Genomic DNA, 19,867 nt, shown 5'->3' on the forward strand with positions numbered 1-19,867 from the left:
TGTCCTCCACCCCTGGTGCCACGTCGTCCGAAAACAGTCGGTACCGCTGGGTAGTACTACCGGGGCGAGATTATGGCGCGCCGGAAGCCTCACGACCACGTGACCGGGGAATTTCTGCTCGTGAGACCGGAGCGAGACCGGTCCGTGATCTGGGCGGCGGCTCGGCGCCCTCCTCGTGACCGGGCGGAGCCTGTTCCGGTCGGGCTGTCAGTGGCGGGTCGTACCGTGGGCGGCATGGACATCGAAGCGGAGCCGACGGGCGGAGAGCCGGCCGTCGCGGTGGAGTGGTCGGTCGTGGAGAGCGACATCGGTCCGCTCTTCCTCGCCGCGACCGGGCGGGGTCTGGTGCGGGTCGAGTTCCACGCCGACGCGGCGCGGCGGGTGCAGATGCTGGAGCGCTTGGCCGGCCGGTTCGGGGCGGAGCCGGTGGAGTGCGCCTCGGGGCTGCTCGCCGAGCCGATACGCCGGCTCGACGCGTACTTCGCGGGCGACCCGCGCGCGTTCGACCTGCCGCTGGACTGGAGCCTGACGACCGGCTTCAACCGGCAGGTGCTGCGCGAGCTGGCGACCGGCGTCCCGTACGGCACGGTCGTGGGGTACGGGGAGCTGGCGCGGCGCGTGGGGCAGCCCGGCGCGGCGCAGGCGGTCGGAGCGGCGATGGGCGCCAATCCGCTGCCGGTGGTGGTGCCGTGCCATCGGGTGGTGGAGAGCGACGGCGGGCTCGGGGGGTTCGGGGGCGGGCTGGAGACCAAGCGGCAGCTGCTGGCGCTTGAGGGTGTGCTGCCCGCGCCGCTGTTCTGACGCGTGCTCCGGACGGAGCCCGAGGGGAGCGGGCCGGGGCCTGTGTCGTGGAGAGGCTCCGGAGCCCGAGGGGAGCGGGCCAGGTGGCCTGTCCCATGGGCAGGCTCTGGGGGGCGTTCCCATCGGGTGGGACGGCTGGCACACTCACGTAAGTGACCAACACCCCCGACGCCCCTGACGTCACCCTGCCCGACGAGATATCCGCTCCCGTCACCGCCGCCGAGCTGCCCGCGCTGCGGCGGCGGATTCAGGCCGTCCTCATCGCCACCCAGATCCTCGGCGGACTCGGCATCGCCATCGGCGTCGCGCTCGCCGCCGTCCTGGCCAAGGACGTCAGCGGCACGGAGGCGCTGTCCGGCCTCGCCTCCACGGCGACGGTGGCCGGTCCCGCGCTGCTCGCCATGCCGCTGGCCGCCCTGATGGCCTCGCGAGGCCGCCGGGCGGGGCTGGTCCTGGCGTATCTGCTCGGGGCGCTGGGTGCCGTCGTGGTGGTGATCGGCGCGGCCGTCGAGAGCTTCCCGCTGCTCCTCGTCGGACTCGTCGGCTTCGGCGCCGGCTCCTCGGCCAACCTGGCGGCCCGCTTCGCCGCCGCCGACCTCGCCGAGCCCGACCGCAGGGCCCGGGCCATCTCCACCGTGGTGTGGGCGACCACGATCGGCGCGGTGCTCGGACCGAACATCGCCGCTCCCGCCGGTGAGAGCGTGTCCGGCCTGGGCATCCCGGCGACGGCGGGCCCCTTCGTCTGGGCCGCGGGCGTCTTCGTCGTCTCGGCGGCCGTGGTCGCCCTCCTCCTGCGCCCGGACCCCCTCCTCACCGCCCGCGCGCTCGCCGACTCCGGGACGGGCGAGCAGCCGGAGGGCCGCTCCCTGCGCGCCGGGATGCGGGCCGTACGGGAGTCGTCGCGGGCCCGGCTCGCCCTCGTCACCGTCGCCGCCTCGCACACCGCGATGGTCTCGATCATGTCGATGACCCCGGTGGCGCTGACCCACCACGGCGCGGGCATCCAGCTGATCGGTCTCGTGATCAGCGGTCACATCGCGGGCATGTACGCCTTCTCGCCCCTGATGGGCTGGCTGTCCGACCGGCTGGGCCGCCTTGCGGTGATCGGGCTCGCCGTCGGGCTCATCGCCGTGGCGGCGCTCATCGCGGGCACGGCCGGACCGAGCCACGGCCAGACGGCCCTGGGCCTCTTCGTCCTCGGTCTCGGCTGGTCCGCCGGGCTGGTGTCCGGTTCCGCGCTGCTCACCGACTCGGTGCCGCAGGCCGCGCGTGCCGCCGTCCAGGGCCTCTCCGACTTCGTCATGAACACGGCCGCCGGAGTCGGCGGACTCGCGGCGGGCCTGATCGTCTCGCAGGCGGGTTACGGGCCGCTCAACGCGATCGCCGCCTGCCTGCTGCTGCCGATGGCGGCGCTCGCGGTCCGCGGCGCCCTCCGGAAGGCCTGACCCGGCGGGCCCGGCGGACCGGGCGGGCGTCGCCCTCAGCGCGGCACCGCCGGGGAGGTCGCCCCGGGCGCCAGCCGACGCGGTGCCCCCGTCCCGTCGGCCGGTACGGACCAGACCGCTCCCCCGTATCCGTACGCGAGGGTCTCCGGGTCCGTCCACAGGGCCTGGTCGTCGATGCCGCGCCGCTCGGCGACGGCGTGCTCGCGCCCGGAGCGCAGGTCGTACACGTACAGCCGCCACGGCTCGCGCGGGCCTTCGGAGACGCGCTTCTTGAAGGCGACGCGGGTCCCGTCCGGGGAGAGCGACGGGCATTCGACGTTCTCCCGCAGCGCCCGGGCGGACCAGTTCCTCATGTCGCCCTCGACGAGGTGGGTGCGCCCGTCCGTCGAGACGGTGGCGTAGAAGCGGTTGTCGTCGGCGGCGAAGGAGACGCCCCAGTAGTTGACGTCGGGGGCGTGGTACCGGCGTCCGCCGAGGGTGAGCGGGATCTGCTCGATGTTCTTCACCAGGTAGCCGGTGCGCAGATCGAGGATGGACGTGCGGGTGGAGAAGGACGAGCGCGCGTAGGAGTCGCCCGTCGCGAACATCGTCCAGGCGAGCATCTGCCCGGAGGCGGAGACCCGGGCGCGGCTGGGGATGCCCGGCAGCGCGATGCGGCGCACCTCGCGCAGCCGGCGGTCGAGCACCAGGACGTACGAGCGGGCCGGGACGCCCGGCCGGCGCACGAGGCAGAGGACGGTGGGGCCGGCCGCGTGGAACCGGTCGCAGGCGGGTCCGCCCGCCACCCGGCCGCCGGGCGCGGACGGGTCCACGCGCGCGACGCGCCCGGTCGCGGTGTCCCGGACGTGGAGCGTGCCGGGGCGGCCCCCGTCGAGGGTGAAGCCGGCCACCGAGGACCCGACGGCCCCGGTCTGCCGCCCCGAGGCCGCCCGGAGGGTGTAGGCGGTGGCGCCGCCGCCGAGCAGGAGGAGGGCGAGGACGAGGATCCACACGCGCGCGGGGCGGGACAGGCGGACATCGGTCACGGCGGGCATGGGTCAGTCCTCTCGGAGGGTCGTGGACGAGGCAGGGAGCAGGAGCCGGTCGGCGGGCAGGGGGCTCTCGGCGGGCAGGACGCGGGTGGCGCAGCACAGGGCAGCGGCGAGGGCCAGAAGCGCGGCCACGAGTGCCGCCTGCGGACCGCTCGCCGTCCAGACGGCACCGAACGCGACGGCGGCGCCGAGCCGGGCCAGCGCCTGCGCGGTCTGGACGAGCGCGAGGCCGCCCGCCTGACGCCCCTCGGCGAGGAAGGGCCCGGTCAGGGCCATCAGGACGCCGTCGGTGGCCGCGTAGAAGGTGCCGATCAGCACGAGGACGCCCCCGAGGAGGAGGGCGTCCGGTACGGGGGCGAGGAGCAGGCCGTACGCGAGGAGCAGCGCCCCGTGCCCGTACAGGAGCGGCCGGCGGCGCCCGACGCGGTCGGCGAGGCGGCCCGCCGGGACGGCGAGCAGCAGATAGACGCCGGCGGCGCCCAGCGGCAGGAACGGGAACCAGGTGGCGTCGAGTTCGAGCCGTCGCTGGAGCAGCAGGTACAGGAAGGCGTCGCCGACGGTTGCGGCGCCGAGCACGGCGGCGCAGAGGAGGATCCGCCGGTACGCGGGCGAGCGCAGCGCGGCGAAGACCCCGCCACGCGCGCGTGGCGCGGCATCGGCGGCATCGACCTCGGCGGCGGCCCGGAGGCCCGGCGCCTTCGACGACGGCCCCGGCCCCGCCACACGTCGCCGCCCCTCCGCACGTCGCCGCCCCGGGACCAGCAGCACCCACAGCAGGACGCCGAAGACCCCGACGCAGAAGCTGACGGCGAAGACCGCCTCGTACGCCTCGGCCGTGGCCCACAGCAGGGCGAAGGCGGCCAGCGGACCGAGGAGGGCCCCGGTGGTGTCCATGGCCCGGTGGGTGCCGAAGGCGCGGCCCAGCTCCTCGGGCGGGCTGTGCAGGGTGATGAGCGCGTCGCGCGGAGCCGTGCGGACGCCCTTGCCGAGCCGGTCGGCGGCGAGCGCGGCGGCGATCCCGCCGGCCGAGCCGCCCGCGAGGAGGAGGCCCAGCCGGGAGCAGGCCGAGAGGGCGTAGCCGAGCCCCGCGACCTGCTTGTGGCGGCCTCCGCGGTCGGCGGTGGCGCCGCCGAGGATCCGGACGAGCGCGGTGGCGCCGGTGGAGACCCCGTCGAGCAGTCCGAACTGGAGCGGGGAGAGGCCGAGTCCGACGACGAGGTAGAGCGGCAGCACGGCGGTCACCATCTCCGAGGAGACGTCGGTGACCAGGCTGACCGCGCCGAGCGCGAGGACGGTGCCGGGGACGCGCCGCCTGCCCCGCGAGGGGGCGGGCGGCGCGCCGCGGCGACCGGTGGTCGCGAGGTACATCAGTGGCAGGTGTAGGTCGGGCCGGAGTCCTTGACCTGGTCGTCGGTGCCGACGTACTGCCAGGTGTAGGTGGTGTCGGTGAGGTCCAGTTTCAGCACCCCGTACGGGCCGCTGATCCGCTTCTGGCTGTTCGGCTGGACCGTCTCGATGGCGTAGGGCTCGGCGCCGCCCATGCCGCCGACGATCTCGACGATGCCGTCGGCGGTGGCGCGCCCGTTCGGGTCCTGCGGGGCGAACCGCTCGTAGTGGTGGTCGTGTCCGTTGAGCACGAGGTCGGCCTTGGCGCCGTACAGGATCTGCCAGACCGGCCGGGAGACGGGGTCGTTGCCGTGGCCGCCGGAGGAGTACAGGGGGTGGTGGAAGTAGGCGGCGAGGCAGCCCTTGGTGTTCCGCGCGAGGTCGTCCTTGAGCCACTGGATCTGCGCGGGGTCGTCGAAGGAGTTGGAGTCGAGGGCGACGAAGTGCCAGTTGCCCTGGTCGTAGCTGTAGTAGGGCTTGCCCTGGGGGTAGGCGATGGCGCCGAAGTACGCCTTGTAGCCGGCGAGGGAGCCGGCCGGGTCGTAGGTCTCGTGGTTGCCGGGCACCGGCCGGGTCTTCGCCTTGAAGACGCCCCACGTCTTGTCGTAGTAGGCCCGGAAGTCGGAGATCAGGGCGTCGTCGTACTGGTTGTCACCCATCGTCAGGTAGAAGGACGGGGCGATCCGCTGCGCCAGGGCCGCCGTCTTGGGGTGGGCGCAGGAGCTGCTGGAGGCCGTGCACTGGGCGGCGATGTCCCCGGCCGCGACGACGGTGAAGGCGCCGGTGGGCGGGGTCGTGGTGCCGGTCGTGCCGTACACCTCCACGGCGAAGAGGGAGTAGCCGTACGAGGTGCCGCGCGCGGTCCCGTAGACACGCAGGTGACGGCCCTTGCCGGTGAGTCCGGTCCAGTCGTCCGTGGCGCCGTTCCCGGCGGTCTCGGTGGCGAGGCGGGTCCAGGTGGTGCCGTCCTCGGAGATCTCGACGCGGTAGGCCTTGGCGTAGGCGGCCTCCCAGACGAGGCGGACGCGGGAGACGGTGGCCGAGGAGCCGAGGTCGACCCGGATCCACTGGGGGTCGGAGCCCTCGGCGCTGGCCCAGCGGGTGGTGGAGACGCCGTCGAAGGCCTTCTCCGGGCCGAACGTGCCGTCCTCGACGGAGGAGGCGGTGGCCGGCCGGCCCTGGGAGATCAGGGAGTCGGCGGCGGCGCCGGCCCGGTCCGGGTGGGCGAGGAGGAGTCCGCCGACGAGCAGCAGGACGGCGGTGAGGACGAGGGTCAGACGGGTGGTGGTGAGGGGGGTGGTGGGGCTGGTGGTGGGGGTGCTGCGCGGTGGTGTGGAGGCGTACAGGCGCATACCTGGGCTCCCTGGCCTGAGGGGTCGGCGAGAGCTGGACACCGGTGCGGAGCACGCCGGCCCGGCCGCGTGGCGATTCGGGCGCCACGCGGCGGGGCGGTGCTCGGCGGCCGGGTCAGAGCTCTCGCTGAGCGCGTCACGCCCGGGGGGACGGGCGCCGCGCCAAGCCGCTGGCCGGGATGCTAGCCGATAGGAAGGTTTCCTACCAGACCCTCAACTCCCCACGGCTCCCGCCGATTTCGGAGCCGGTGAGAGCGAGCCTCAGAAACCTCAGAGGCTTCAGAGACTGATGTGGTACGCCTTGCGCAGGGTCTCGTGCACGGTCCAGGTCGTCCGGTCGCCCTCGCGCAGCACGCAGGCGTCGCCGGGGCCGATCTCCAGCGTCTCCCCGCCCTCGACGGCGACGGTCGCGCGTCCGCTGACCACCACGAAGAGCTCATTGGCCTCGGTGTCGGTGACGACGCCGGGGGTGATCTGCCAGATGCCGCGCACCTGCTTGCCGTCGGCGGACTCCCACAGCACCTTGCCCGTCACCTCGGGCGTGCCGGAGACGATCTGGGCGGGGTCGAGGGGGTCGGCCTCAAGCTCCGCGTCGGGGATGTGCACGGCGAAGGAAGGCACGTCATGTGTCGTCATGGGCGGTGACTGTAGCGGGGGTCCGGAGCGGCCCGAGGACCGGGATCGGGTGGAATAGATCACTCCGCTTCGGCCCCTACCAGGCGACTTACCCGAATACGGCGACGGCGACGGATTCCGCACCACGCTCCCGGCAAGGCGCGCCGGGGCCCGCGACGGCGCTCCGCCGCAGGAGCGGATCCGCCGTCACGGATTCCGCAGCCGCACCCGGGGCCGCACACCGTGTGGCAGGAGCTCGCCACCGAGGTTTGCGGGGCCCGTGGTCGCGCCAGGAATGGGACATGTCCACACAGGTGTCCGAAGAGGTACGGGAGGCGCTCCACGAGGGCCGTCCCGTCGTCGCGCTGGAATCGACGATCATCGCCCACGGTCTGCCCCGCCCGCGCAACCTCGCCGTGGCCCTGGAGCTGGAGGAGCTCGTACGGGCCGGGGGCGCCGTCCCCGCCACCGTCGCCGTGATCGACGGCACCGCCCGGGTGGGCCTGGACCGGACGGCCCTGACCCGGATCGCCGAGGACCCGTCGGTGCGGAAGCTGGGCCACCGCGATCTGGCCCCGGCCCTGGCGGCCGGGGTGACGGGCGCGACGACGGTCTCGGCGACGGCGTGGCTCGCGGACGCGGCGGGCCTGCGGGTGTTCGCGACCGGCGGCCTCGGCGGTGTGCACCGCGGCTGGAGCGAGACCCAGGACGAATCGGCCGACCTGCGGCTGCTCGCCGGGGTCGGGATCACGGTGGTGTGCGCGGGGGTGAAGTCGATCCTCGACGTGCCGGCGACGCTGCAGCGTCTGGAGACCCTGGGGGTGACGGTCGTCGGGTACGGCACGGAGCACTTCCCCGGGTTCTACCTGTCCTCCTCGGGCGAGCCCGTCGACTGGACCCTGCGGACCCCGGAGGAGGTGGCGGCGGTCATACGGGCCCAGGACGCGCTCGGCGGGCCGCGTGCGGCGCTCGTCGTGGCCAACCCGGTGCCGGAGACGGAGCAGTTGGACCCGGCCCTCCACGACCGGGTCCTCGCGCAGGGCCTGGCGGCGGCGAAGGAGAAGGCGATCACGGGGCAGGCGGTGACGCCGTTCCTGCTCGACTACCTGACGGTGCACACGGAAGGGGCGTCCCTGGAGGCGAACCTCGCGGCGGTACGGGGCAACGTGCGGCTCGCGGCCCGGATCGCGACGGCGTACGGCGCGGGGGCGCCGGACAAGGGGGCGGGCGGCACAGGGGCGAGCGGCACGGGGGCGGGCGACCTCGACGCGGCCGGCACGGAAGCGGCCGGCGCGGGCGGCCGGTGAGGCGGCGGGGGCGCGGCGCGCTGCTGGTCGTCGGGGACGTGGTGACGGACGTCGTCGCCCGGCACCGGACGCCCCTCGCGCCCGCGACGGACACGGCGGCGGAGATCCGTACCCTCCCGGGCGGCGCCGGGGCCAACGCGGCCTGCTGGGCGGTCCGCTCCGGATGCGGGGAGGTACGGCTGCTCGGCCGGGTCGGGACGGACGCGGCGGACTGGCACGAGCGCGCACTGCGACGGGCGGGGGTGCACCCACTCCTCGTCGCGGACGCGGAGGCGGCGACGGCCACCGTGATCGCGCTCGTCGACGCCTCGGCCGAGCGGACCTTCCTCACCGACAGCGGCGCCGCGCTGCGCCTCTCCCCCGCCGACTGGACCGCCGGCCTGCTCGACGGCGTGGCCGCGCTGCACCTGTCCGGCTATCTGTTCTTCGCCCCGACGAGCCGCGAGACGGCCCGGCGGGCGCTGCGGGACGCGCGGGAGGCAGGCGTTCCGGTGAGTGTGGACCCGGCCTCCGCGGGCTTCCTCGCGGAGCTGGGGGTGGACCGGTTCCTGGCGGCGACGGCGGGCGCCGACGTGCTGCTGCCCAACGCCGACGAGGCCCGGCTCCTGGCCGGGGGCCGTGAACCGGAGGCGGCGGCCGCGGAGCTGAGCCGGCACCATCCACTGGTCGTGGTCACCCTCGGAGCGGCGGGCGCGCTGGTCGCCGAGGACGGCGCGGTCACGGCGCGGGTGGCCGCGCCCCCGGTGCCGCCGGAGCGACGCGTGGACTCGACGGGCGCGGGCGACGCGTTCACCGGGGCCTTCCTGGCGGCCCGGCTCGCGGGCGCGGACGCGGTGAAGGCCGCGGAGGCGGGGTGCCGCGCGGGCGCGGAGGCGGTCACCGTCGTGGGAGGCAGACCCCCGGGTCCCGCCCCCGAAACGGCCCCCTAGGGCCTGTCCGGCGGATCAGGCCCCGCGACCCCGGCCATGATCCGCCGGGCAGCCCCTAACTCTCCACGCCACCCAGCCCGGTCCAGGCCGGGTGGCGTGGGTCGTCGGCGCGGACGACGGCGTCGGCGGTCGTGGCGGGGCCGACCTCCGTCTCGTACCGGGCGAAGGCGGGCAGCGTCCAGGATTCCTCGGTGCGCCGGGCGAGGGCGGCGGCCGAGAGCCGCAGGTGCACGGTGAGGTCGAAGGGGAACCAGTGGCCGAGGAGGAACGGCCCGTGGAGCAGGAGCACCCCGCCGGGCGGCAGTGTCACGTACGGGCTGCGGGTCGCCCGGTCCGTGGCCGGGTCCCACAGGTCGGGCAGCACGCGTCCGGTGCCGCCGGGTTCCAGCGGGGCGAAGACCTCGCGCCACAGGGCCCCGATGTCGGTCCACCCGTCGTAGTACGCGTCGGGGTCCCGCTTCCCGTACTCGTACCGGAGCGAAGCCGGGCGCAGGAAGCCGCCGGTCCCGGCCACGTGGACGGCTCGCCCGCGCGCCCGGAGCGCCTCGGCGAGGAGCCCGGCGAGCTCGTCGCCGGGTGCGGCGGGCGGCCCGTCGATGCCGACCTTGAGCCATGGCCCGCCGTCGCCGGGCGTGGCCGCGTCAAGGTGCCCGGCGAGCGTGCCGGCCAGCCGTTCCCAGGTGATCGCCTCGTATCGCATCCCACTCATCCTGCCCGCCGCTTCCCTCGTCCCGGCGCGTTGCCCCCGCCCCGGCTTGACCTTGTCACTGGCGTCACTGTTCGACCATCGGATTCATGGACACCATCACACCCACCAGGGTCGTCGTCGTCACCGGCGCGGGCACCGGCATCGGCCGGGCCACCGCGCGCGCCTTCGCCGGGCAGGGGGCGACGGTCGTCGCCGTCGGCCGCAGGAAGGAGCCGCTGTGCGAGGCCGCCGAGGGGCACCCCGGGATCCGCCCGTTCGTCGCGGACGTGACGGCGGAGGGGGCCGCCGAGGAGATCGTCGAAGCGGCGGTGACCGCGCACGGCCGACTCGACGTCCTCGTCAACAACGCCGGGATCTCCCTCGGCGGCCCGCTCGGCACGCTCGACCGCTCGGTGATCACCCCGCTCCTGGAGACCAACCTCGTCGCCCCGGTCCTCCTCACCCAGGCCGCCGTCCCCGCGCTCAAGGACTCCCGGGGCGTGGTCGTGAACGTGTCGACGGCGATCGGGCAGCGCGGCTGGCCGGCCAACTCCGTGTATCCGGCGACGAAGAGCGCCCTGGAGACCCTGACCCGCTGCTGGGCGCTGGAGCTCGCGCCCGCCGGCGTCCGCGTGGTGGCCGTCGCGCCGGGCGCGATCGAGACCCCGATCGCCGAGCACATGGGCCTCTCCCCCGAGCGTTTGGCGTCGCTGCGGGCGTGGCAGCTCGCCCACACCCCGCTGGGCCGCATCGGCAGGCCCGAGGAGGTCGCCCGGGCGATCACCCTGCTCGCCGCGCCCGACGCCGGCTTCCTGACCGGCACGGTCCTGCCCGTCGACGGGGGCGCGCTGGTCACGTGATACGACTGCGCGAGGAGGTGGCGTCCTTGCGCATCGGTGAACTGGCCCGGCGGACAGGGGTGTCGCCCCGCGCGCTGCGCCACTACGAGCAGGCGGGGCTGATCACCTCGGCCCGTGCGGACAACGGGTACCGGGCGTACGGGGAAGGGGCCGTCGCGCGCGTGTCGAACATCCGTTACCTGCTGGACGCCGGGCTCACGCTGGACGACGTGTCGGCGTTCCGCTCGTGCCTCGACGGGGACGTCGCGTCGGCCCCGCCGTCCGCCCGGGGGCTGGAGATCGCCCGCGAGCGGCTGGCCGTCATCGACGCGCGGATCGCTGCGCAGACGGCGGCCCGGGACCGGCTCGCGGCGTCCCTGGCGGGCGCTCAGCCCTGGGCGCAGGCGGGAGCCGGCTCGTCGACCGAGAGCGGCGCCCCCTTCGGCAGCAGGTAGGTCACGTACAGGACGACCGGCTCGGTGCCGAGGTTGCGGCCGATGTGGACGTGCTTCCCGCCCGAGGGCTCGATGAACGCCCGGCCCGTCGGGGTCACTTCGACCGAGCAGTCGTCGAGGGTGCGGGTGAGCGTGCCGGCCTGGACGACGGCGACGAGCTGTCCGGGGTGGTGGTGCCAGCCCGTGGAGCCGCCGGGGGCGAGGGTGATGGTGCGGACGACCACGTCGGTGTCGCCCTTGGGGGGCGTGATCTTCAGCTTGCCGTCCGAGGTGCCCTTGGCGAGCACGGTTCCGGTGACGCCGCTGCCGGGCGTGGCCAGCGCGGCGGACGGTACGACCGCCACCGCGGCCACCGCGCCCGCGACGAGGAGGGTTCTGCGCAGGCGCGCGCCGCGCCCCGCCTCACGTATCTCTTGCCCCAGCCCCATGACGATTCCTCTCCGAGTCCGTGGAGCGGCCGTCCGTTCGACGGCCGCCGAAACGGCCACACGCTATCCGGAAGCGCTGGGTCTCGGACAGGGATTTGATCAAGGAACGCGGGTGGGCCGTTCGAGGGCGGCGCGCCCCGACTCGATCGCCCCGGCGAGCGTCAACTCCCCTTCCGCGAGGGCCCGGCAGGTCGCCGCGTCGGTCCGCAGCCAGGCGTCGGGACCACCACCCGCCGCACCGCCCGCACCGCCGCCTTCGTACACCCCGTCCCCGTACTGCACACCGCCGTCGCCGTCGATCCGTACGTGGAACTCCCCCTCGTCCAGGGTCACCTGGACGACTCCCGCACCCAGCTCCGCGAGCGGGCCGAGGAGCGGGATCGCGTACCAGTGCGCGCGGACGGCGTCGGTCGGCCGCGGTTCGCCCAGGTCGGGCGCTCCCCACGCGGCGAGCGAGCGCAGGACGGGCAGCAGGTCCCGGCCGCGCGGGGTGAGTTCGTAGACGGAGGCCGAGGCGGGCGGGGGCAGTCGGCGGCGGGTGACGAGTCCGGTGCTCTCCATGTCCTTGAGGCGGCCGGCGAGCATGTCCGTGCTGACGCCGGGCAGGTCGGCGTGGAGGTCGGTGTAGCGGCGCGGCCCGGCGAGGAGTTCGCGGACGACGAGCAGGGTCCAGCGGTCGCCGACGAGGTCGAGGGCGCGCGCTGCGGCGCAGTGCTGGTCGTAGCTGCGGCGGCGTGGCTGACGTGGCATGCGACGCAGTCTAGACATGTTGTTGGACTTTCCAAGCTCGAACTTGGTAAAACCAAGCATCACTGATTCCGGGGACCTGGGGAGGTCGGACATGGAGTTCCGGCAGTCGAGCAAGCTGAGCGAGGTCTGCTACGAGATCCGCGGCCCGGTGATCGAGCACGCCAACGCGCTGGAGGAGGCGGGCCACAGCGTCCTGCGCCTCAACACCGGAAACCCGGCGCTCTTCGGGTTCGAGGCACCCGAGGAGATCGTCCAGGACATGATCCGGATGCTCCCGAAGGCCCATGGCTACACGGACTCGCGCGGCATCCTCTCGGCCCGCCGCGCCGTCGCCCAGCGCTACCAGGCCATGGGCCTGCCCGAGGTCGACGTCGACGACGTCTTCCTGGGCAACGGCGTGTCGGAGCTGGTCTCCATGGCCGTCCAGGCGCTCCTGGAGGACGGCGACCAAGTCCTGATCCCCGCCCCCGACTTCCCCCTCTGGACGGCGGTCACCACCCTCGCGGGCGGCAAGGCGGTGCACTACCTCTGCGACGAGTCGGCCGACTGGTACCCGGACCTCGACGACATGGCGTCGAAGATCACCGACCGGACCCGGGCCGTCGTCATCATCAACCCCAACAACCCCACCGGGGCGGTCTACCCGAAGGAGATCGTCGAGGGCATCCTCGATCTCGCCCGCCGCCACGGCCTGATGGTCTTCGCCGACGAGATCTACGACCAGATCGTCTACGACGAGGCCGTCCACTACCCCGCCGCCTCCCTCGCCCAGGACCTGGTCGTCCTCACCTTCGGCGGACTCTCCAAGACGTACCGGGTGGCGGGCTTCCGCTCCGGCTGGCTGGTCGTCAGCGGGCCGAAGCAGCAGGCCAGGAACTACCTGGAGGGCCTCACCATGCTGGCCTCCATGCGGCTCTGCCCCAACGCCCCCGCCCAGTACGCCATCCAGGCCGCGCTCGGCGGCCGGCAGTCGATCCACGAGCTCACCGCCCCCGGCGGGCGGCTCCTCGAACAGCGCGACCGGGCCTGGGAGAAGCTCAACGAGATCCCCGGCGTCTCCTGCGTGAAGCCCAAGGGTGCGCTGTACGCCTTCCCGCGCCTCGACCCCGCCGTGCACAAGATCCACGACGACGAGAAGTTCGTCCTCGACCTGCTCCTGCGGGAGAAGATCCAGGTCGTCCAGGGCACGGGCTTCAACTGGCCGCGCCCGGACCACTTCCGCATCCTGACCCTGCCGTACGCCGACGACCTCGACGCCGCCATCAGCCGCATCGGCCGCTTCCTGAGCAGCTACCGGCAGTGACGTCCCGCCCCCTCGGCTGTCATGATCTACGGGTCCGAACGCCGAGGGGATGGGGAGGGCGGCGGGTCATGGATGCGGCGCTGATAGCCGTGGCGGGAACCCTGTTGGGTGCCGTCTTCACACACTGGTTCCAGGGGCGGGCCACCGAGCGCACGGCCGCGCTCGCCCGCACCGAACAGCTCCGCCAGGAACGGATCGCCACCTACAGCGCCTTCGCCGGCGCGGTCGTCGACTACCGGCACAGCCAGAACGACCGCTGGTTCCGGGCTCTCCAGCACCCCGGCTCGGAGGCGGCCGAGGAGTCCCGCCACGCCTCCTACCGGCAGCGCACCGCCGCCCGACAGGCCCTCTTCCGCGTCCAGTTGGTGTGCGACGACCCGGAGGTCCGCCAGTTGGCCGAGGCGGCCTTCGTGGACTCCCATTGCATGCACGAGGCGGTCGACGAGGCGGACCGGGCCCGCCGCTCGGAGCAGGCGAAGGAAGCGCTCGCCACGTTCATCGCCGCAGCCGCGCCCGGCGTCCGCTGAGGAACGACCCGAGGGAGGACCGGCCATGGACCTCGTCGCACCCGTCGTCGTCGAACCGCTCAAGCGTCGCCGCTGCTCGGAGTGCCACCAGGGGCCGCTGGAGCGGATGATCGTCGAGTTCAACGCGCCGGTCTGCCTGGACTGCGCCGATCTCGGACACCTGGTGTTCCTGCGCCGGGGCGACACGGCGCTCACCCGGCGCGCCCGGGAGGGCAGCGCCCTCTGGGCCGTGGTCGTCCGGCACAACCGGCGCCGTACGCGGTACGAGCGTCAGGGCCTGCTCGTCGAAGAGGCGGCCCTGGCACGGGCGGAGGCGGCCTGCCTGGCGGACGCGGAGGCGCGGGCCAGGCGGCGGGCCCGGGACGCGGCGCGGCGCGCGACGCTCGACGCCGAGGTCACGGCGACGCTGCGGGCCGAGATCCTCCGCCTCTTCCCGTCCTGTCCGGACGACCGGGCCACGGAGATCTCCGAGCACGCGTCGGCGAAGGGCAGCGGGCGCGTGGGGCGCACGGCCGCGGGCCGGTCGCTCGACCGGGGCGCCGTCACCGCCGCCGTACGCGCCTCCGTACGGCATGTCGACACCCCGTACGACACCCTGCTGATGCAGGGGGTCCCCCGGCACCAGGCCCGGACGAGGGTCGCCCCCGCCATCGAGACGGTGCTCCGGGCCTGGCGGGACGGCGCCGAGGAACGGCGCGTCCGGTAGACGCGGCTGACGGCTCGGGGGTCAGCCGCGTCGGTCGGGGCGCGAAGGCCGACGGCCCTCGGGTCCGGTCCCCGACGGGAGGGAGGAGACCGTCAGGCCTGGTCTCCGGCACGGCGGGCGCGGCGGTACATCAGGGCGCCGCCGAGCAGCAGCGCGGCGCTCCCCGCGGCGGCGTAGCCGACGGTGTCCGAACCCGTGGAGGCCAGCGCGACCGACTCGGACTCGCCCTGCGGCGCGTGGGCCGAGGCGGGTACGGGCGCGGGGGCGGGCTTCACGGTCTCCTCGGCACGCGGACCCGGCACGTTCTTGACGGGCGTCTGCGGACGCGGCGTCGGCTTCTCGATCGGCTGCGCGGGCTTGGCGGGGCCGTTGACCCCGGTGTTGCCGACGGCCGGGTTGCCGATGCCGACGACGTTGACCGAGTTCCCGACGACGTTCACGGGGAGGTCGATCGGCAGCTGGATGCCGTTGCCGGAGAGGATGCCGGGGGAACCCTGGGTGTGCGTCTCGGCCGAGGCGCCGCCGCCGTTGGAGGAACCGCCGTCGGAGGAGCCGCCCCCGTGGGAGCCGCCCTGCTCGCCGCCCCGCGGGGTGCCGGGCAGGTCCTTGTGCGACCGGCCGCCGCCGTCCTCCTCGCCGTAGCCGCCGGGCTCGGGCGCGGCCGACTTGTTGGCACAGCTGTTGCCGGCCGCCGGGTTGAGCAGCCCGATGACGTTGACCGTGTTGCCACAGACGTTGACCGGCACGTGGACGGGCAGCTGGACCGTATTGCCGGAGATCACTCCCGGCGAACCGACCGCGGCGCCCTGGGCATCGGCGTCGGCGTGCGCGGCGCCCGCCGAGAGCGCGAGCGCCCCACCCGTGACCATCAGTGTGGCCAGACCACTTCGGCGAATCTGCCTCATGGCTTCCTGCCTTCCGGAGGTGTACACGGGCAAGTGCCCGTACCGGAATCAACGCGACAAACGTGCGTGCCGGATCCGGCCGTTGGCGTGATTCACTCCTTCGAGTGGGGTGCCGTTCGAGTGTCGGTCCGCCGTCCCCTCACCCGCCCAGCAGATCGGTGAGGGCACCGACCGGGTCCTGATCGGGTTCGCCGCGCGGCCACCAGTCCTCGCGTCCCCCGTCCGACTCGTAGCCGTACCAGAGGCCGTCCCGGCCCAGCCGGAGCTGGAGGGACTCCGTCGAGAGCCGGTTGCGCCAGGGCCGGAAGGCCGGGAAGTCGGCGGCGAGCAGCGCGGGCCTGGCCCGGTCGAACAGACCCGCCGGCGGGTCCCAGGGCTCCTCCAGGACGGCGAGTCCGGCGGCGCCGCCCTGCCGCCAGGCGGCGACGGCCCGGGCGAGGTCCGTGGGCGTGCGGTCCAGCGCGTAGGCCAGGTCGCGGTAGAGCGCGCGGGTCGAGGCGGTGAGTCCCGAACCGGGGTGCGCGGCGGCCAGCCGGACCGCGTCCTGCCAGGGGGTGAGCGCGGCGACCGGGTCGTGTCCGGTGGCGAGGAAGGTGTGGGCGCGGACCGCGGCCTCGCTCGCCAGGAGGTCGAGGGCGAGTGGATCGGGGGCTTCGGGATCGGGCGGGAAGACGGCCGGACGGCCCGGCCGGTCGGGGAGCGACAGCGGCCGGGGCAGCGGCGGAAGCCCCGCACCGGGCGCCCCCGGCACACCGGACGCGCCGGGCGCCGTCGCGGCGAGCGCGGCGCGGGCGGGGACCGTGGGCATCGGCGGCGCGGCGGCCGTCGTCTCGGCGGCCGACCGGGCCGCGTTGCGCCGGGTGAGGTCCGCGAGCAGCTCCTGCTCGCCGCGGCCGCGCATCAGGAAGAGGACGAACGGGTCCTCGTCGAGGAGCCTCGCCGCCTGGTAGCAGAGGGCGGCGGCGTGCTTGCAGGGGTAACCGTCGTCCGGGCAGGAGCAGTCGGGGACGAGGTCCCCCGGTGCGGGCAGCAGGCCGGTGACGGCCTCCAGGGCGTGCGGCACGTCCTTGTCGAGGAGGGCGGCGATGTGATCGGGGCGGGCGGTGGCCTCGTCGAGGAACCGCTCCCAGCCGTCGTCGCCGAGGGTCCGCATCCGGATCTCGGTGCGGTACGGGCGGGGGCGGCTGCCGTGGACGTAGGCGACGACCCGGCCGGGGGTGACGGTGATCGCGTCGACGTGGCCGCGCCCGGCGTACGCCTTCCCGCGCGAGAGGCGCGCCGGGTCGAGGGCGGTGTCCTCCAGCGCCTCGACCCAGGCGTTGCCCCACCAGGTCGCGGCGAACCGCCCGTCGGGCGCCTCGCGGGGCGCGACCTGCGGGAAGCTGCGGCGGCGGTCGTCGTGGCGGGGCAGGGCCCCGCGGGCGGAGCGCGGGTGGTTCACGAGGACCTCCTCAGGGACACCAGATCGGCCAGCTCGCGGTCGGTCAGTTCGGTCAGGGCGGCCTCGCCGGAGCCGAGGACGGCGTCGGCCAGGGCCCGCTTGGCGCGCAGCATCTCGGCGATGCGGTCCTCGACCGTGCCCTCGGCCACGAGGCGGTGGACCTGCACCGGCTGGGTCTGGCCGATCCGGTACGCCCGGTCGGTGGCCTGCTCCTCGACCGCCGGGTTCCACCAGCGGTCGTAGTGCACGACGTGGCCGGCCCGGGTCAGGTTGAGGCCGGTGCCCGCGGCCTTGAGGGAGAGCAGGAAGACGGGGATCTCACCGGCCTGGAAGCGGTCGACCATCCGCTCGCGCTCGGCCACCGGCGTGCCGCCGTGCAGCAGTTGGGCCTGGATGCCGCGCGCGGCCAGGTGGTCGGCGAGGAGCCTGGCCATCGACACGTACTGGGTGAAGACGAGCACGGCCCCGTCCTCGGCGAGGATCGTGTCGAGGAGCTCGTCGAGCAGGGCGAGCTTGCCGGAGCGGCCCGCGAGCCGGGCGGTGCCGCTGCCGCGCGGCGCTTCCTCCTTGAGGTACTGCGCGGGGTGGTTGCAGATCTGCTTGAGGGAGGTCAGCAGCTTCATGACGAGCCCTCGGCGGGCCATGCCCTCGGCTGCCTCGATCTGCGCCATGGTCTCGCGGACGACGGCCTCGTAGAGCGAGGCCTGTTCCCGGGTGAGGGCCACGGGATGGTCGGACTCGGTCTTGGGCGGCAGCTCGGGGACGATCCCGGGGTCGGACTTGCGGCGGCGCAGCAGGAAGGGCCGTACGAGCCGGGCGAGGCGCTCGACGGCCTCCGCGTGCTCGATCTCCTCGTTGTTCTCCACGGCCCGGGCGTGGCGGGCGCGGAAGGCCTTGAGCGGTCCGAGGAGACCGGGGGTCGTCCAGTCGAGGAGCGCCCACAATTCGGAGAGGTTGTTCTCCACGGGGGTGCCGGTGAGGGCGACCCTGGCGGGTGCGGGGATCTCGCGCAGCGCCTTCGCGGTCGCGGAGAACGGGTTCTTGACGTGCTGCGCCTCGTCGGCGACGACCATGCCCCAGTCCCGCGCGGCGAGCCGGGCGGCGCTGGTGCGCAGGGTGCCGTAGGTGGTGAGGACGAAGCCGCCGTCCATTCCGTCGAGGTCCCGGTCGGTGCCGTGGAAGCGGCACACCGGCGTGCCGGGCGCGAACTTCTCGATCTCCCGCTGCCAGTTGCCGAGGAGGGACGCCGGGCAGACGACGAGGGTGGGGGCGCGGCGGGCGCGCCGCAGGTGGAGGGCGATGAGCGTGACGGTCTTGCCGAGGCCCATGTCGTCGGCGAGGCAGCCGCCGAGGCCGAGCGAGGTCATGAGGTCCAGCCAGGCGAGGCCGCGGAGCTGGTAGTCGCGGAGGGTGGCGGTCAGGCCGGCCGGGGCCTGTACGGCCTCGGGGCCGGCCATGAGCCGGTCCCGGAGGGCGGCGAGCGCCCCGACGGGGACGGCGGGGACGGTCTCGCCGTCGACCTCCGCGGTGCCGGTGAGGGCGACGGCGAGGGCGTCGACCGGTTCCAGCAGGCCCAGTTCACGCTTGCGGGCCTTGCGGACGAGGTCGGGGTCGATGACGACCCACTGGTCGCGGAGGCGTACGACGGGCCGGTGGGCCTCGGCGAGGAGGTCCATCTCGCGCTCGGTGAGGGGATCGCCGTCGAGGGCCAGCTGCCAGTTGAACCGCAGGAGCTCCTCGCTGTCGAAGAAGGCGGTGCCGTCGGTCGCGGAGCCGGGCGCGGAGAGCGCGGGGCGGACGACGGCGGAGGCGCTCAGCGAGCGGGCGAGCTCGCGTGGCCAGTGCACGGCGACCCCGGCGTCGGCGAGGCGGGCCGCCGCGGGGCCGAGGAGCTCGTACAGCTCGTCCTCGGTGACGGCGAGGACGTCGGGCACGTCCCGCTCCAGGAGCCGGGCCAGCGGGGGCCAGACGCGGGCGGCCCGGCGCAGGGCGAGGACCGCGTCGATCCGGGCGCGCGGCCCGAACTGCTCGCCGTCCCCCGCCCACAGGGCCAGGGCGTCGATGACGAGGGTCGGGTCGGCGAGGCTGTGGATCTGGAGGATCGCGGCGGCGGCCTGGCGGTCGGCACCGCCCTCCTCGCCGTCGGCAGTGTCGGCGATGTCGAAGAGTTCGTACCCCGACAGGTCGAGGCGGAGCGAGACCCGTACGCCCGCGTCCATCCCGGCGGCGGCCTCCGCCGCCCAGGCACGCGCGCGGGGCAGGTGCTGCGGCTCGCGGGCCGCGAACGGCGCCCCGACCGCGTGGGCGGCGGCCGGGGTGCGCGGCAGGGTGTCGGCGACCGCGTCGAGGAAGGCGCGCACGAGCGCCTCGGGCTCGGGCAGCCGCAGGGGGCCGGGTCCGGGGACGGGCACGGCGTGCGCCTCGTACGGCATGGCCGCGGCGACGGCCCGCAGGTGGGCGATGTCGTCGGCGTCCAGCGGGCCGGCCCGCCAGGCGTCCAGGTCGTCGGCGGTGAGCCCGGGCAGCAGCCGGCCCCTGGCGACCAGCTGCAGGGCGTGCAGGGCGGCGGCTCCCCAGCAGGCGGTGGCGGGGTGCGCGGCCGGGTGGTGGCGGGCCGCGACGAGAAGGGGCAGGGCGGCGGCGACGGGGAGGGTGACGGCGGGCACCACCCGGGTGCGGGCCCCGCTCCCGTGCCGCCGGACGACGGTCAGCTCGACGCGCTCCGGGCCGTCGGGCGCGGCCGGACCGCCCTCGGCGGCCACGGGGCCGCCGTCGGGCGCGGCGAGGTCCGGCAGGGCGCTCCCGTCGGGGGCCCAGAAGGCGACGCGGCCCTCGCGCGGCAGGGCGGCAGGCAGAAAGACGGCGGCGCCGGTGGTCCAGCTGTGCGTCACGGCTCTGCTCTCCTCCCGCGGTGCGACGGATCCGACGGGATCTCCGCCCGGTTCCCCTCCTGGAACTC

19 protein-coding genes are annotated in these 19,867 nt (G+C 74.9%); 9 read left to right on the plus strand and 10 right to left on the minus strand.

The window, feature by feature from the left end; all coding sequences use genetic code 11:
- Nucleotides 1-234: 234 nt before the first annotated feature.
- Both ACFC0G_RS00885 and ACFC0G_RS00890 read left to right on the plus strand, forming a co-directional pair.
- Nucleotides 235-801, plus strand: coding sequence for a methylated-DNA--[protein]-cysteine S-methyltransferase (locus ACFC0G_RS00885; protein ID WP_376395071.1), 567 nt, complete (start codon nt 235-237; stop codon nt 799-801).
- Between the two features lie 152 nt (nt 802-953).
- Nucleotides 954-2,246 carry an MFS transporter gene (locus ACFC0G_RS00890; RefSeq protein ID WP_376395074.1) on the plus strand — a complete coding sequence of 431 codons (1,293 nt, stop codon included), beginning with the start codon at nt 954-956 and terminating at the stop codon, nt 2,244-2,246.
- Nucleotides 2,247-2,281: 35 nt separating this feature from the next.
- On the opposite strand, the gene ACFC0G_RS00895 is transcribed toward ACFC0G_RS00890, so the two are convergent.
- From ACFC0G_RS00895 to ACFC0G_RS00910, 4 genes are all read right to left on the minus strand, one after another.
- Nucleotides 2,282-3,280 (minus strand): hypothetical protein, encoded by a 999-nt coding sequence (locus ACFC0G_RS00895; protein ID WP_376395076.1) that lies wholly within the window; start codon nt 3,278-3,280, stop codon nt 2,282-2,284.
- A gap of 3 nt (nt 3,281-3,283) precedes the next feature.
- Nucleotides 3,284-4,645 carry an MFS transporter gene (locus ACFC0G_RS00900; protein ID WP_376395079.1) on the minus strand — a complete coding sequence of 454 codons (1,362 nt, stop codon included), beginning with the start codon at nt 4,643-4,645 and terminating at the stop codon, nt 3,284-3,286.
- The gene (locus tag ACFC0G_RS00905) at nt 4,645-6,015 is read right to left on the minus strand and encodes a discoidin domain-containing protein (protein ID WP_376395082.1); all 1,371 of its coding nucleotides are present in this window, start codon (nt 6,013-6,015) and stop codon (nt 4,645-4,647) included. Before ACFC0G_RS00905 ends, ACFC0G_RS00900 begins: the two co-directional genes overlap by 1 nt.
- A 279-nt stretch (nt 6,016-6,294) precedes the next feature.
- On the minus strand, nt 6,295-6,651 hold the full coding sequence (locus tag ACFC0G_RS00910; protein WP_329624093.1) for a cupin domain-containing protein: 357 nt from the start codon (nt 6,649-6,651) through the stop codon (nt 6,295-6,297).
- Nucleotides 6,652-6,932: 281 nt separating this feature from the next.
- On the opposite strand from ACFC0G_RS00910, the gene ACFC0G_RS00915 reads away from it, so the two are divergent.
- Complete coding sequence (locus ACFC0G_RS00915) at nt 6,933-7,937, plus strand: pseudouridine-5'-phosphate glycosidase (RefSeq protein WP_376395086.1); 1,005 nt, start codon at nt 6,933-6,935, stop codon at nt 7,935-7,937.
- Nucleotides 7,934-8,866 (plus strand): carbohydrate kinase family protein, encoded by a 933-nt coding sequence (locus tag ACFC0G_RS00920; protein ID WP_376395089.1) that lies wholly within the window; start codon nt 7,934-7,936, stop codon nt 8,864-8,866. The genes ACFC0G_RS00915 and ACFC0G_RS00920 overlap by 4 nt, the downstream gene beginning before the upstream one ends.
- 55 nt (nt 8,867-8,921) lie before the next feature.
- On the opposite strand, the gene ACFC0G_RS00925 is transcribed toward ACFC0G_RS00920, so the two are convergent.
- The gene (locus ACFC0G_RS00925; protein ID WP_376396125.1) at nt 8,922-9,566 is read right to left on the minus strand and encodes a uridine kinase; all 645 of its coding nucleotides are present in this window, start codon (nt 9,564-9,566) and stop codon (nt 8,922-8,924) included.
- Between the two features lie 95 nt (nt 9,567-9,661).
- On the opposite strand from ACFC0G_RS00925, the gene ACFC0G_RS00930 reads away from it, so the two are divergent.
- Both ACFC0G_RS00930 and ACFC0G_RS00935 read left to right on the plus strand, forming a co-directional pair.
- The gene (locus tag ACFC0G_RS00930) at nt 9,662-10,414 is read left to right on the plus strand and encodes an SDR family NAD(P)-dependent oxidoreductase (RefSeq protein WP_376395091.1); all 753 of its coding nucleotides are present in this window, start codon (nt 9,662-9,664) and stop codon (nt 10,412-10,414) included.
- A gap of 26 nt (nt 10,415-10,440) precedes the next feature.
- Nucleotides 10,441-10,848 (plus strand): MerR family transcriptional regulator, encoded by a 408-nt coding sequence (locus ACFC0G_RS00935; protein WP_376395094.1) that lies wholly within the window; start codon nt 10,441-10,443, stop codon nt 10,846-10,848.
- On the opposite strand, the gene ACFC0G_RS00940 is transcribed toward ACFC0G_RS00935, so the two are convergent.
- Both ACFC0G_RS00940 and ACFC0G_RS00945 read right to left on the minus strand, forming a co-directional pair.
- Nucleotides 10,782-11,276 (minus strand): cupin domain-containing protein, encoded by a 495-nt coding sequence (locus tag ACFC0G_RS00940; protein ID WP_376395097.1) that lies wholly within the window; start codon nt 11,274-11,276, stop codon nt 10,782-10,784. The two genes, ACFC0G_RS00935 and ACFC0G_RS00940, sit on opposite strands and share 67 nt — an antisense overlap.
- Before the next feature lie 99 nt (nt 11,277-11,375).
- The gene (locus tag ACFC0G_RS00945) at nt 11,376-12,026 is read right to left on the minus strand and encodes a winged helix-turn-helix transcriptional regulator (RefSeq protein WP_376395100.1); all 651 of its coding nucleotides are present in this window, start codon (nt 12,024-12,026) and stop codon (nt 11,376-11,378) included.
- A 91-nt stretch (nt 12,027-12,117) separates the two neighbouring features.
- On the opposite strand from ACFC0G_RS00945, the gene ACFC0G_RS00950 reads away from it, so the two are divergent.
- From ACFC0G_RS00950 to ACFC0G_RS00960, 3 genes are all read left to right on the plus strand, one after another.
- Nucleotides 12,118-13,329 carry a pyridoxal phosphate-dependent aminotransferase gene (locus ACFC0G_RS00950; RefSeq protein WP_376395103.1) on the plus strand — a complete coding sequence of 404 codons (1,212 nt, stop codon included), beginning with the start codon at nt 12,118-12,120 and terminating at the stop codon, nt 13,327-13,329.
- A 68-nt stretch (nt 13,330-13,397) separates the two neighbouring features.
- Nucleotides 13,398-13,856 (plus strand): hypothetical protein, encoded by a 459-nt coding sequence (locus ACFC0G_RS00955; protein WP_376395106.1) that lies wholly within the window; start codon nt 13,398-13,400, stop codon nt 13,854-13,856.
- Between the two features lie 25 nt (nt 13,857-13,881).
- Nucleotides 13,882-14,562 carry a DUF2293 domain-containing protein gene (locus ACFC0G_RS00960; RefSeq protein WP_376395109.1) on the plus strand — a complete coding sequence of 227 codons (681 nt, stop codon included), beginning with the start codon at nt 13,882-13,884 and terminating at the stop codon, nt 14,560-14,562.
- 92 nt (nt 14,563-14,654) lie between these two features.
- Here ACFC0G_RS00960 and ACFC0G_RS00965 read toward each other — a convergent pair whose 3' ends face one another.
- The 3 genes from ACFC0G_RS00965 to ACFC0G_RS00975 all read right to left on the minus strand — a co-directional run bounded on the left by ACFC0G_RS00965 (nt 14,655) and on the right by ACFC0G_RS00975 (nt 19,799).
- Nucleotides 14,655-15,467, minus strand: a complete 813-nt coding sequence (locus ACFC0G_RS00965; protein WP_376395112.1) for a chaplin — start codon at nt 15,465-15,467, stop codon at nt 14,655-14,657.
- Nucleotides 15,468-15,606: 139 nt separating this feature from the next.
- Nucleotides 15,607-16,908, minus strand: coding sequence for an SWIM zinc finger family protein (locus ACFC0G_RS00970; RefSeq protein WP_376395115.1), 1,302 nt, complete (start codon nt 16,906-16,908; stop codon nt 15,607-15,609).
- Nucleotides 16,905-19,799 carry a DEAD/DEAH box helicase gene (locus tag ACFC0G_RS00975; protein WP_376395117.1) on the minus strand — a complete coding sequence of 965 codons (2,895 nt, stop codon included), beginning with the start codon at nt 19,797-19,799 and terminating at the stop codon, nt 16,905-16,907. The genes ACFC0G_RS00970 and ACFC0G_RS00975 overlap by 4 nt, the downstream gene beginning before the upstream one ends.
- Nucleotides 19,800-19,867: the final 68 nt, after the last annotated feature.

The sequence above is a fragment of the Streptomyces sp. NPDC056169 genome (assembly GCF_042268445.1).
GTDB lineage: Bacteria > Actinomycetota > Actinomycetes > Streptomycetales > Streptomycetaceae > Streptomyces.

Bases quoted from the DNA above. Each gene is read 5' to 3' on its own strand.
- ACFC0G_RS00940 (WP_376395097.1), bottom strand. From the start codon at position 11,276: ATGGGGCTGGGGCAAGAGATACGTGAGGCGGGGCGCGGCGCGCGCCTG.
- ACFC0G_RS00915 (WP_376395086.1), top strand. From the start codon at position 6,933: ATGTCCACACAGGTGTCCGAAGAGGTACGGGAGGCGCTCCACGAGGGC.
- ACFC0G_RS00950 (WP_376395103.1), top strand. From the start codon at position 12,118: ATGGAGTTCCGGCAGTCGAGCAAGCTGAGCGAGGTCTGCTACGAGATC.
- ACFC0G_RS00900 (WP_376395079.1), bottom strand. From the start codon at position 4,645: ATGTACCTCGCGACCACCGGTCGCCGCGGCGCGCCGCCCGCCCCCTCG.
- ACFC0G_RS00955 (WP_376395106.1), top strand. From the start codon at position 13,398: ATGGATGCGGCGCTGATAGCCGTGGCGGGAACCCTGTTGGGTGCCGTC.
- ACFC0G_RS00960 (WP_376395109.1), top strand. From the start codon at position 13,882: ATGGACCTCGTCGCACCCGTCGTCGTCGAACCGCTCAAGCGTCGCCGC.
- ACFC0G_RS00905 (WP_376395082.1), bottom strand. From the start codon at position 6,015: ATGCGCCTGTACGCCTCCACACCACCGCGCAGCACCCCCACCACCAGC.
- ACFC0G_RS00945 (WP_376395100.1), bottom strand. From the start codon at position 12,026: ATGCCACGTCAGCCACGCCGCCGCAGCTACGACCAGCACTGCGCCGCA.
- ACFC0G_RS00925 (WP_376396125.1), bottom strand. From the start codon at position 9,566: ATGCGATACGAGGCGATCACCTGGGAACGGCTGGCCGGCACGCTCGCC.
- ACFC0G_RS00930 (WP_376395091.1), top strand. From the start codon at position 9,662: ATGGACACCATCACACCCACCAGGGTCGTCGTCGTCACCGGCGCGGGC.
- ACFC0G_RS00895 (WP_376395076.1), bottom strand. From the start codon at position 3,280: ATGCCCGCCGTGACCGATGTCCGCCTGTCCCGCCCCGCGCGCGTGTGG.
- ACFC0G_RS00910 (WP_329624093.1), bottom strand. From the start codon at position 6,651: ATGACGACACATGACGTGCCTTCCTTCGCCGTGCACATCCCCGACGCG.
- ACFC0G_RS00885 (WP_376395071.1), top strand. From the start codon at position 235: ATGGACATCGAAGCGGAGCCGACGGGCGGAGAGCCGGCCGTCGCGGTG.
- ACFC0G_RS00965 (WP_376395112.1), bottom strand. From the start codon at position 15,467: ATGAGGCAGATTCGCCGAAGTGGTCTGGCCACACTGATGGTCACGGGT.